We start from the raw sequence: 11,398 nt of genomic DNA, 5'->3' as shown, positions 1-11,398 counted from the left end.
CGAGAAACGAGAAACTGCATCAACTTCGTATGGCACGTTTGCCTTTGAAATTGAGCGAAATGGTATTATAGTATCCTCATCTCAGCATTCGTGTGATGGATTGATTCCACACATTTACAATCAATAAGGAGGGTGAAATGGCCATAAAAGTGGGTATTAACGGTTTCGGAAGGATCGGAAGGTCATTTTTGAGAATTGCAACGAAGCACAAAAACATCAACGTTGTCGCCGTGAACGACCTCACCGACGCGAAGACCCTCGCCCACCTGTTCAAGTACGATTCCGTGCACGGAACATTTCCGGGCAAAGTAAGCTTCAAGGGTGATTCCCTCGTGGTAAACGGGAAACCGGTCAAAGTGTTCTCGGAAAAGGACCCGGAAAAGCTTCCCTGGAAGAAGCTTCGGGTAAGCGTCGTCCTCGAAGCCACGGGAATTTTCCGCGACCAGCAGGGTGCGGGAAAGCACCTGAAGGCAGGGGCGAAAAGGGTTATCATATCGGCGCCGGCAAAAGACCCGGACATCACGATCGTCCTCGGGGTCAACGAGGACCAGTTTGACCCGAAGAAGCACAGGATCATCTCGAACGCGTCGTGCACGACCAATTGCCTTGCCCCCGTGGTCAAAGTGATAAACGATACATTCGGGATCGAGCGCGGTCTCATGACCACCATCCACGCCTACACGAATGACCAGAGAATACTCGACCTCCCCCACAAGGACCTGAGGAGGGCGCGCGCCGCTGCCCTTTCAATGATCCCCACCACGACGGGAGCCGCCACGGCTGTCACGCTGGTGATACCCGAACTCGCCGGCAAGCTCGACGGCATGGCAATGAGGGTCCCCACGCCGAACGTCTCCGTGGTAGACTTCACGGCGCAGGTAAAAAAGAAGGCCACGGCCGAGAAGGTAAACAGCGCCATGAAAAAAGCCGCCAGGGGAAAGATGAGAAAAATCCTGAAGTACAGCGACGAACCGCTCGTCTCAACCGATTTCAACCACACTCCCTATTCGAGCATCGTCGATGCGCCCTCCACGAATGTCGTGGATGGGAACCTGGTAAAAGTGCTCGCCTGGTACGATAACGAGTGGGGTTACGCAGCCCGGTGCGTCGACCTGGTCGATCTCATCGGAAGATGAGGGAAGGGACGGCATGAGAAGACCCGTAATCGCCGGAAACTGGAAGATGAACAAATCCACCGGGGAGGCAGTCGCTTTCGCCAGAGAGCTGGTCCCGAAGGTGGCAGGCGTGGGAGAGGTGGACATTGTTCTGGCACCCCCCTACACGTCGCTTGCCTCCCTCACCGCGGAACTTTCGGGAACAGGCATAAAGGTGGCCGCACAGAACCTGCACTTTGCCGACAGCGGGGCATACACGGGCGAGGTTTCCGCCGGAATGCTTCTCGACCTCGGGGTTACCCACGTGATCATCGGCCACTCCGAGAGGAGGCAGTACTTCGGCGAAGAGGACGACACGGTGAACCTGAAAGTAAAAGCGGCTATCGCAAAGGGCCTCGTCCCCATCGTCTGCGTTGGCGAAACCCTGGAGGAGAGGGAAAAGGGCGAAACGAAGAATGTGGTCCGGATACAGGCGGAGGGAGGTCTCAGGGATGTCTCTTTCACCGATCCTTCCTCCCTCGTCATCGCCTATGAGCCGGTCTGGGCGATCGGGACGGGGAAGACCGCCACGCCGGACCAGGCGCAGGAAGTCCACGAGTTCATACGGGGGCTCCTCGTGAACCTCTTCGGTGAGGAAGCGGCCAGGAGCATACGGATCCTCTACGGGGGTTCCGTGACGCCGGACAACATAAAGTCGCTCATGGCGGAGGCCGATATAGACGGCGGCCTCGTCGGCGGGGCAAGTCTTTCCCCCGCGTCATTTGAAAAACTGGTAAAATTTTACCTGTAAGGGAGGTTTTTAAAAACAGATGTACACGTTCCTGATAGTCGTCCACGTGATCGTCTCGATCGTCCTGATCGCCGTGGTCCTGATGCAGACCGGAAAAGGCGCCGAATTAGGCGCCGTGTTCGGCGGTTCTTCGTCCCAGACGATCTTTGGACCCGCAGGCCCGGCAGGGGCGCTCGGTAAGATAACCGCCGGGGCTGCGATCATATTCATGCTGACCTCGCTCATCCTGGCATACATGAGCGGTTCAGCCCCCAAAAAGACGCTGATGGAGGACGTGCCCGCACAGACGGAGACGGCACCTCCCGTCAGCGTCCCGCCACTGCCCCAGTCACTTCCCGGGCCGGTGGAAGCACCTGCGCCACCCCCCTCCAAATAGGGGGGCAAACGTTCCGGAAGCCGTTCAGCCCCTCCGGGGTATTTCCTGGTTTTCACGGAAATCCTTCCGCACCCTGACGGTGAGGGCGTGGGCCAGCCGTATCGGTTCGGGAATCCTGTACCTTCCCGTTGCAGAGAGCGCCACAGAGACTGCCGACTCGACATCCGCAAGGTGTCCGGGAGAGATGAACATGGGCTTTTTCCCGTCTCTCGTCCGAACGGCGGCACCCACCTTCTCCTCCCGGTGATAGAGGAAGGTATACGCCCCCTTTTCCCGCGAGGGCTCCTCGTATTCCCCCACGAGCCGCTTCTTGGCACAGCCGATTGCGGGCAGGCCGGAGACGACGCCTATGTGTGAGGCGATGCCAAATCTGCGGGGGTGTGCCGTGCCATGGCCGTCGACGAGAAAAAGGTCCACGGGGACGGTGAGAAGAGCGACCGTTCTCAGGATTGAGGGGGCCTCCCTGAAGGCGAGGTAACCCGGTATGTAGGGAAAATCCGTCTCATGGACGCTGAATTTTTCCTCAAGCAACTCGAGCCCCGGATACGAGAGGACCGCTGCGGTGGCGAATATCACGCTCCTGTCCCCGAGGTAGGAGACATCGACGCCGCAGACCGTCCTGATCCTATCGCGGTGAAGCGGCACCAGTCTGAGGGATTTTCTCAACCGTTCCTGAATCTTGCGGGCTTCCTCGATTCGGCGGGATCTCATTGCAACAAACAAAAGCCCCTGTGCTGCCGGGGCTTCTCTCGGTTTATTTTCTGAAACCTCAGTCCGCTTTCACTACATTGACGGCCTGAGGGCCTTTCGGTCCCTCTGAAATCTCAAACTCAACTTCATCCCCCTCCTTGAGGGTCTTGAAGCCTTCCGTCTTGATCGCGGAGAAGTGGACGAAAACATCCGGCCCGTCTTCCTGCTCGATGAACCCATACCCCTTGGTATCGTTGAACCACTTAACACGACCTTTTGCCACCTTGTCATTCCTCCTTTTATGAGTGTTCCATCGCCCGTGGCACGCATCATACCGTGCGCGAATAGAGGAATCCTATCACGCTCGAAAAAAGGGTGTCAAGAAAAATGGGAACGGGATGAAACGGTGCAGGAATGCCCGTTCTAACCGGGGCAGAACCGGCAGAAAGTGAGGATACGTCCGGAAACGGCCCACCACCCGCATTATTGAAGAACGGCCCGTCACGCGTCCTGAGAAAAAACATAAGATCAGAGCATCAGATAGCAGGGGGGCGGTTTTATTCTGATTTAACGTGCCTGTAGATATAGTAGATGATCCCCGCCAGGATTACGAGGCCGATCAGGAGATCGAAACGGTGGAAGTACTCCCGTAATACCGGCCAGTTTTCTCCGAGCTTGAGACCGATGTAGGCGAGCCCGAGGCACCAGGGGAAGGAGCCAAGGAGGGTGTAGATGGAAAATTTCGGAATGTTCATGCTCGAAACTCCAGCGGGAAATGCGATGAAGGTCCTGATAACCGGGAGCAGCCTGGCGAAAAATATCGTTATCTCACCATAATTGGTGAACCAGCGGTCGGCAGTTTCGAGATCTTTTCTGCTTATGAGGACGTACTTGCCATACTTTTCGATAAGGGGCCTGCCGCCGTATTTCCCCAGGTAATATGCGGGTATCGACCCGACAAGGCACCCAATCGTTCCCGCAAGGGAGACCTCGAGGAGCGTAAAACGCCCCTGAGACACCAGATAGCCGGAAAACGGCATTATTACCTCAGACGGCAGAGGGATGCAGGCGCTTTCAATCCCCATGAGCAGCACGATGCCCGGCAGCCCGAGAGTGGAGATGACGGCAATGATGAAGAGGCTGAGTATTTCAAGAATTCTGTATACCACCTGGTTTCTGACCCCCTCGGCCATTTTTCACGAGATGATATACACTTATCGTATGAAAGTCGATACAAATTTAGTTTGAAATTATTGTCAGGTAAAGATATGAAGGACTTTCTTGTGGTAGCGCTCCTCCAGATCCGCCGTCTTTGCAAGGTATCCTGCAATCTTCTTGAAACCCGACGGGTCGTAGTTCTCGCTCAGCTCCCTGAACGAGGAGGCAACCTCGCTCCAGCTCGAAGCGATCCGGGACATATCGTCGACCAGCCCGGACGTGAAAAAGTCTTTCGTCCTCTGAGCGGCAGAGATCAGAAACCCGGTGTACATGTTCCGGAAAAACCCGCCCCCCGTTCCTCTCTTCTCGATAACCTGATAGGCGAAGCGCGCCGCAAAATCGGGTGTCTCGCTCTTTTCATGCCACCCCGGGAGATCGAGGATTGCCCTGAGCATTCCGGGAAGTCCCGTCATCGGGTCTTCCGGAAAAAGCATCTTCTTTGAACAGTTTACCGCCGCCTGGACGAACCCCTCTTTCCCGGGCATCACCGGTGTGCCCGTGATTACCGCGGAGCAGTGGGGCACGGCAAAAGGCGGAATCGCCGATTCCCTTGCCACCTTGAGGGAGGAAACGGGTATCTCCATGGGGGCCGGAAATTCCGAGTCGGAGATATAGGCGACCCCGTCGGGACCGTACCCGGCAAGGACCACCCGGTGGCCGGAAAAATGGGTGCCGCTCGAAAAATAATCGAGGAATCTTATATCCGTGTTGATCAGAACGGGGTTTCCCGTATCAAGGCTCCTCCTGGAGAAATCCCAGGCATCCTCCCCGTTTTCCGCAAGGTCCTGCTCAAATGTGAGGCCGAGGCGGCGGGCGAGGACCTCCTCGAGGTCCAAAGGCCTCCCGTGGATGGTGATATAGGGGGGCACACCCTGGTTTTCCACGTAGATGAAGCTCAGCCCTTCCCCGAGGCCGAAGAGCACCTCTTCGGGGTAGTCCTCACCGAGAAACCGTATCACGTTTCGCATCGCCGTTGAGCCGCAGTGAATTCCTGCGCGGTGCACGTAGCCGGGAACCAGTCTCATACTCCCCCCGGAGCGACGTTTTCCCTATGATACCAAATATCCAGGGCCACTCGACGGGGGAAGTGAAACAGGATACAATTCTCTCCCAGAGAGGGAAAAAAGGAGACGGGAAGGAACATTGGAGAGCGAACAGGGATACAAAGGGTTCTGGGACCTGCTCGACGACGCCAGGGGAGTCCTCGTGCAGGTAACCTTCGCCGTTTTGATCTTCTCCATCATATCCTACCTTCTGTCGGAGAGAATCCTCACCGTCCTTCTGAAGTTTTTACGGATGCAGCCCGTCTCGTACGCCCCCCAGGAGGCGATACTCTCCGTGCTGAAACTCTCCCTGTACAGCGGCATCGTGCTCTCATTTCCCGTTGTCTCCGCAATTTCGCTGCGGTTCATCGTGAGAAAGATACACCCCGGCTACCTGAAGTGGGTACCCGTTTTCATCGGTGCATCGCTCGTGCTCTTTGCCGCAGGAATCGCCCTCTGCTACTATATCCTTCTCCCCGCAGGGATCGGATTTCTCCTTTCCTTCGGAACCGATACGATGGAACCGAGCTTATCTATCGGGAACTATGTCGATTTCTGCTCATTCTTTCTCATTGCCACCGGCCTGGCTCATCAGGCGCCCCTGATCTCGTACCTGCTTGCCAGGGCGGGTCTGCTCTCGCCCGGCTACTTCAGGGGAAAACATCGCTACGCCGTGCTCATCTGCTTCATCCTGGCGGCGCTGGTGACGCCGACGCCGGACGTCTACAACATGACCCTGATGGTGATACCCCTCCTCCTGCTCTACTTCGCCTCTGTGCTCGTCGTTCTGGTGGCATGGAAAAAATAGTCGATTTCCCGTTGAAAATGTACGATAAATAAATACAATTGCCACTATGGCGAAAAAAGACGGAAAAAAACAGCTCGGGCCGGCGAGGATTCTCCCGCTCGGGTTCCTCATGATGATCGGGGTCGGAACCATTCTCCTCTCCCTCCCCCTGTCCTCATCATCGGGGAAGGCCATTCCCATCGTGGATGCCCTTTTCACCGCCACGTCCGGCGTGTGCGTCACGGGGCTCATCACCAAGAACACAGCCGTCGATTTTTCCCTCTTCGGGAAAATCGTCATCCTCATCCTGATCCAGGCGGGGGGGCTGGGATACATGACCCTCTCCACGATAATCGCCCTCCTGATCGGGAAGAGGATATCCCTCCAGGACAGGCTGCTCATAGCCGAGGCATACAACGTCCTCTCCCTGGGGGGGCTCGTGCGGTTCACCAAGACCATATTCAAGATTACCATCGCCATGGAGTTTCTCGGGGCATTCGTCCTCTTTTCCCGCTGGCTGACCCAGATGGACCCCAAAGACGCTTTTTTTCACGCTGTTTTTCAGTCCGTCTCGGCCTTCAACAATGCGGGTTTTTCGACTTTTTCGGACAACCTCCTCCCCTACCGGCACGATCTCACCGTCAACCTCACCATCATGATACTCGTGATCATGGGAGGAATAGGCTACATCGTGTTCAGCGATACCTACCGTTTCCTGACGGGACAGGTGGTGAAGCTCTCCTTCCATTCGAAGATGGTATACACCACAACGGCGATTTTGATCGGCGGGGGAACCATCGTATTCTTCCTGGTGGAATCGGCCAACCCGGGATCGATCGGTGCGCTTCCCATACCGAAAAAAATCCTCGCCTCCATCTTTCAGTCGGTGACCACGCGGACGGCCGGGTTCAACACCGTCGATATTTCCGCGCTGACCCAGCCCACTCTCTTTCTGTTCATGCTCCTGATGTTCGTCGGTGCCTCCCCCGGCGGAACGGGGGGCGGCATCAAGACCACCACCTTCGCCGTCATGTGCACGGCCCTCTGGTGCACCATACGGGGGCAGAGAGACGCCACCGCCTTCAATAAGAAAATACCCGAGGAATCGGTGGCAAAATCATTTTTCATCGCCATGTCAGCGGTGTTCTTCCTCCTTTTCTTCACCATCCTGATCCTCGGGGTGGAAAAGACGCCCCTCATCCGGTGCCTCTTCGAAAGCGTCTCGGCCTTCGGTACCGTGGGCCTCTCTACCGGGGACGGCGGGAACCTCTCCTTTGTCGCCACCTACAGCCCGATCGGAAAAATGCTGACCACGGCCCTGATGTTCATCGGCCGGGTCGGGCCCCTCACCATCGGCGCTGCTTTTATTTACAAAGGAGGAGTTACGATGTATAAATATCCTGAGGGGAAAATTCTCGTAGGGTAGAGATGAGACAGTTTGCCGTCATAGGGCTCGGAAGGTTTGGCTTCAGCGTCGCCGAAAGCCTCATCAAGAAGGGTGCCCAGGTCCTTGCGATCGACAGGAACGAAGAGAAGGTCCAGGCGATCAGCGAGATCGCAACGTATGCCGTAACCCTCGATGCCACAGACGAAAGTGCCCTTAAATCAATAGGAATTCAAAACGTCGACGTTGCCGTCGTGAGCATCGGCGAGGACATCGAGGCGAGCGTTCTCGTGGTCATGATCCTGAAGGAAATGGGCATACGGGAGATCGTGGCAAAGGCCATAACGGACCTCCACGGGCGAATCCTGGTCAACCTCGGTGTAAACCGGGTGGTCTTCCCCGAGGGCGAGATGGGAAAAAGGCTCGCGAATTCCCTCGTCATACCGACGGTTATCGATTTCATCCAGCTGTCCGACGAATACAGCATCGTTGAAATACCTGCACCGGGCGAGTTCGAGGGCCAAACGCTCAAAGAGCTTGGAATCAGGGCCCGCTTCAATATGAACGTCCTGGCCATCAGGAGGAAAGTTCCCACCCTCGATGAGGACGGAGAAACTTCCTATGCCGAGGAGACGATCATGGCACCGAGCGCTGACGACAAGGTAGAGGCGGGGGACATCCTGGTGGTGCTCGGAGAAAACATGAAATTCCAGAAGCTCTCGAAGCTTCTGTAAGAGGGGTTTCTCGAAGAATGGACAGCAAGGACGAGAAAAAGCAGGACAGCGGTGCCGGCGAAGACAGGCAAACGGGAAAAGAGCCGAAGAGTATAGAAACCTTCATCGATATCGCGAAGTTCTACTTCATCAACAAGAAGTACCGGGAGGCGCTGGAGAAATTCGAGCACTGCCTGTCCATTGACCCCGGCAACGAGGAGGTCTTGCTCAGCATCGGCCTGATACACGAAGTGAACAACGAGATCGAGAAGGCAAAGAACGTCTACCAGGCCATCCTGAAGAAAAACCCGGATAACAAAGCCGCCAAGGAGAAAATCAACAAGCTATCGGGCCTGTAATTCCCTCCCCTTTCTGTACGCGCGGACTGCCTTCAGGGCAAATAAATAGCCGGCAACACTCATGACGGTGGAAACGATCAGGTTTCCGGCGAGATAGATCAGCGTCGCTTTGGAAAACGTTCCCAGTTTGTCGCCCTTTTCCCACAAGGCAAGGATCTTTTGCGAATCTTCGGAGAAAACCACCCCCCCAACGGTAGCGCTCACAGACCAGAAAAAAGGCGTTGTCAGGGGATTCATGATAAGGGAGCCCACGACGGCCGATGCCCTGTTGAAGCGGAACAGGGACGCAAGGACGAAGGACAGGGGAATCGCTATCCCGAACGTGGGAAAGACGCCCAAAAATATTCCGAGGGAAAATCCCGCCGCGACTCTGTGGGGGGAGTCGTTGACCCTGACCAGGCGCAGCGCGATGTACCGGAGCCATCTCTGCCCCTTTTCGAGAATGTTTTTCCCCCGCATGTCACCGCCTGAAATTAGGACAAACCCGAGGTCAGTTCTGCGTTCTGAGCTCACAGTTCAGAGCTGCAAGAGATTCGGGTACCGGGAAAACGGTTTCGAGTTTCGAGTTCGACCGGAAACCGTTAACCGGAAACGGTAAACTGGTAACCGGAAACTGCAAACTGTTCTTATTCCCCATTCCGAATTACCATTCTCGCTGCTTTTTGTATCCCCGATCCTCATGCTTTGCCTAACAGCTGTTCGATTATACCATCGGGGAGGGCTGCCGCATTGAATGAAACCCGCGTCAGGACGCAACCGCCGTGGACCCGCTTCAACTCTTCAAGGTTGTGCCGTGATGCCTCGTCCGGGGTTGCCGAAAGGTCGTTCAGGATGATTCCCCCCACCCTGATTCCGGAGCTTCTGAGCGTTTTCACGGTGAGCGCAACATGGTTCAGAACCCCGAGCCGGTTGGGGGCAACGACGATCACCTCCATGGCGAGATCCGACGCAAGATCGAGAAATGCGTAGCCGTCCACGATCTCAACCATGATCCCCCCCGCTCCCTCGACGAGAACCACGTCCCGCCGACCCATCTCGGCCAGTATCCTGTCTCTTATCACCCGGGGGTCGGGGAGGTCTCCAGAGCGCCTCGCCGCGATATTCGGGCTCACCGGCTCCCCGTACCGGTAAAAGCAGACATCCTCCAGCGTGACCGAGCTGTCCCCCAGGAGGGCATGGTACCTGATCGCGTCAGGAGGCAGGAGAGTACCGTCCTTTGAGGCCGCACAACCTGACTCTACGGGCTTCATGGCGATAGCGCGGATCCCTGCCCGGGCGCAGGCCTCAAGGAGCAGGGCCCCGACAAAGGTCTTACCCACGGCCGTGTCCGTCCCCGTTAAAAGGAAAACGCCGCCCATCTAGGTACCCTTCACGACGTCATGTATCGCACCGAAGGTGGCTTCGCAGAGAAGTTCGACCTCATCTTCGGTGGTTGTGAGCGGGGGCATGAGGACGATCACGTCCCCCAGGGGCCGTATGATAACCCCCCTCTTCCGGGTCTCGGCAGCCACCTTCTGCCCCACCTTCCGAGCGGGATCAAAGGGCCTGGCGCCCTCCTTCTCCTCGACCAGCTCTATCCCCACCATCAGCCCCTTTTGCCGGACGTCGCCCACGTTGCTCCAGGATGCGATTTCCCCGAGCCGCACCCGCAATTTTTCCGCAATGGCCGTAACGTGGGCTATCACGTCGTTTCTCTCGAAGATGTCAAGGGTCGCCATCGCCGCGGCACAGCCGAGGGGATTTGCCGTGTAGGAATGGCCGTGAAAAAACGTCTTGAACTCCTCGTACCTTCCCAGGAAGGCTTCGAAGACCCTTTCCGTCGTCATCGTGGCTGCCAGAGGAAGGTATCCCCCCGTCAACCCCTTGGCCAGGGCCATGATATCCGGGACCACCCCCTCGTGCTCGACGGCGAACATTGTTCCCGTCCTCCCGAAACCCGTCGCCACCTCGTCGACGATAAGGAGGGCCCCCGTTTCCTGCGTTGCTTCCCGCATGGCCCTGAGAAACCCATCGGGGTGGACGATCATGCCGGCTGCGCCCTGAACGACAGGCTCCATGATGAGGGCACCGATCGTATCCCCCCCCCCGGCGAGCCTTTCCGCAATCTTCTCTGCACAGTGCATCCCGCATGACTCTCGTTCCATCCCATAGGGGCAGCGGTAACAGAACGGCGCCGGCATCTTCTCCGTCTCGAAAAGCAGGGGGGCAAAAATCGCGTGAAAGAGGTCGATGCCCCCCGCGCTGACACTGCCGATCGTGTCCCCGTGATATGCGCCCGTCAGGGTGACAAACCTGCTCCTCCTCCCCCTGCCACCCTCTTCCCTCTGATGCCAGTACTGGTGAGCCATCTTGATTGCTATCTCCATGGCAGTCGAGCCGTTGTCCGAGTAGAAAACCCTCGACAGATCGCCGGGGGTGATATCGACCAGTTTTTTCGCGAGCACGATCGCCTGAGGGTGGGACAGGCCGAGAAACGTCGTGTGGGCCACCCTGTCTATCTGGGATTTCACCGCATCGTCTATTTCCCTTCTTCTGTGGCCAAAGAGATTGACCCAGAGAGACGATACGCCGTCAAAGTATCGTTTCCCATCCACGTCTGTGAGGTAGTTCCCCTCGCCGCCGGTGATGATCAGCTGCTCCTGCGAGACCCAGTCGGCCATCTGCGTAAAGGGGTGCCAGATGTGCCTCCTATCGATCTCGAGCAGTTTTTCTTTCTCCATTGCTCATCCTCCGCCCAGCAATACCATCGCTTCAATTCTTAAGGCCCGAGAAACCGGTTTCTCGTTTCTCGTTTCTCGTTCAACCGGAAACCGTGAACCGGAAACTGTTAACGGTAAACTGTGAACTATTATTACTCCGCACTCTGCACTCTTCACTCTGCATTACCATTCCGTTTCTGGTTTCGCGTTTCTCGTTTCTCGTT

At 56.6% G+C, this 11,398-nt stretch carries 14 protein-coding genes; 7 read left to right on the top strand and 7 right to left on the bottom strand.

Features of this window, described 5'->3' with window-relative positions:
• Positions 1-137 precede the first annotated feature (137 nt).
• From gap to secG, 3 genes are read left to right on the top strand one after another with little or no spacing between them, the layout of a single operon-like run.
• The gene (gap, locus tag GTN70_08770) at positions 138-1,136 is read left to right on the top strand and encodes a type I glyceraldehyde-3-phosphate dehydrogenase (protein ID NIO17075.1); all 999 of its coding nucleotides are present in this window, start codon (positions 138-140) and stop codon (positions 1,134-1,136) included.
• Positions 1,137-1,149: 13 nt separating this feature from the next.
• A complete protein-coding gene (locus tag GTN70_08765) occupies positions 1,150-1,905 on the top strand; it encodes a triose-phosphate isomerase (protein NIO17074.1) in 756 nt (251 codons plus the stop codon).
• A 19-nt stretch (positions 1,906-1,924) separates the two neighbouring features.
• Complete coding sequence (gene secG, locus GTN70_08760) at positions 1,925-2,281, top strand: preprotein translocase subunit SecG (GenBank protein ID NIO17073.1); 357 nt, start codon at positions 1,925-1,927, stop codon at positions 2,279-2,281.
• Positions 2,282-2,305: 24 nt separating this feature from the next.
• On the opposite strand, the gene GTN70_08755 is transcribed toward secG, so the two are convergent.
• The 4 genes from GTN70_08755 to GTN70_08740 form a co-directional block, all read right to left on the bottom strand.
• Complete coding sequence (locus GTN70_08755) at positions 2,306-2,992, bottom strand: endonuclease V (GenBank protein NIO17072.1); 687 nt, start codon at positions 2,990-2,992, stop codon at positions 2,306-2,308.
• Positions 2,993-3,050: 58 nt separating this feature from the next.
• Entirely contained in the window at positions 3,051-3,254 is a 204-nt protein-coding gene (locus GTN70_08750; protein NIO17071.1) for a cold shock domain-containing protein, read from the bottom strand.
• A 274-nt stretch (positions 3,255-3,528) separates the two neighbouring features.
• Positions 3,529-4,140 carry a DedA family protein gene (locus GTN70_08745; GenBank protein ID NIO17070.1) on the bottom strand — a complete coding sequence of 204 codons (612 nt, stop codon included), beginning with the start codon at positions 4,138-4,140 and terminating at the stop codon, positions 3,529-3,531.
• Between the two features lie 87 nt (positions 4,141-4,227).
• Entirely contained in the window at positions 4,228-5,214 is a 987-nt protein-coding gene (locus GTN70_08740) for a DUF4872 domain-containing protein (GenBank protein NIO17069.1), read from the bottom strand.
• A gap of 118 nt (positions 5,215-5,332) precedes the next feature.
• Here GTN70_08740 and GTN70_08735 point away from each other — a divergent pair, with 118 nt between their 5' ends.
• The 4 genes from GTN70_08735 to GTN70_08720 are packed head-to-tail and all read left to right on the top strand — an operon-like array spanning position 5,333 to position 8,475.
• Entirely contained in the window at positions 5,333-6,040 is a 708-nt protein-coding gene (locus tag GTN70_08735; protein ID NIO17068.1) for a hypothetical protein, read from the top strand.
• A gap of 46 nt (positions 6,041-6,086) precedes the next feature.
• Positions 6,087-7,445, top strand: a complete 1,359-nt coding sequence (locus GTN70_08730; protein ID NIO17067.1) for a Trk family potassium uptake protein — start codon at positions 6,087-6,089, stop codon at positions 7,443-7,445.
• Positions 7,446-7,447: 2 nt separating this feature from the next.
• The gene (locus GTN70_08725) at positions 7,448-8,137 is read left to right on the top strand and encodes an NAD(P)-binding domain-containing protein (protein ID NIO17066.1); all 690 of its coding nucleotides are present in this window, start codon (positions 7,448-7,450) and stop codon (positions 8,135-8,137) included.
• Positions 8,138-8,154: 17 nt separating this feature from the next.
• Positions 8,155-8,475 (top strand): tetratricopeptide repeat protein, encoded by a 321-nt coding sequence (locus tag GTN70_08720; protein ID NIO17065.1) that lies wholly within the window; start codon positions 8,155-8,157, stop codon positions 8,473-8,475.
• On the opposite strand, the gene GTN70_08715 is transcribed toward GTN70_08720, so the two are convergent.
• The 3 genes from GTN70_08715 to bioA form a co-directional block, all read right to left on the bottom strand.
• Complete coding sequence (locus GTN70_08715) at positions 8,461-8,934, bottom strand: DUF2062 domain-containing protein (GenBank protein ID NIO17064.1); 474 nt, start codon at positions 8,932-8,934, stop codon at positions 8,461-8,463. The genes GTN70_08720 and GTN70_08715 overlap by 15 nt on opposite strands.
• A 218-nt stretch (positions 8,935-9,152) precedes the next feature.
• A complete protein-coding gene (bioD, locus tag GTN70_08710; GenBank protein NIO17063.1) occupies positions 9,153-9,833 on the bottom strand; it encodes a dethiobiotin synthase in 681 nt (226 codons plus the stop codon).
• Entirely contained in the window at positions 9,834-11,195 is a 1,362-nt protein-coding gene (gene bioA, locus GTN70_08705) for an adenosylmethionine--8-amino-7-oxononanoate transaminase (GenBank protein NIO17062.1), read from the bottom strand.
• Positions 11,196-11,398 lie beyond the last annotated feature (203 nt).

This window comes from Deltaproteobacteria bacterium (assembly GCA_011773515.1).
Lineage (GTDB): Bacteria > Desulfobacterota > Deferrimicrobia > J040 > J040 > WVXK01.
This window is presented reverse-complemented; position numbering and strand designations above follow the sequence as displayed.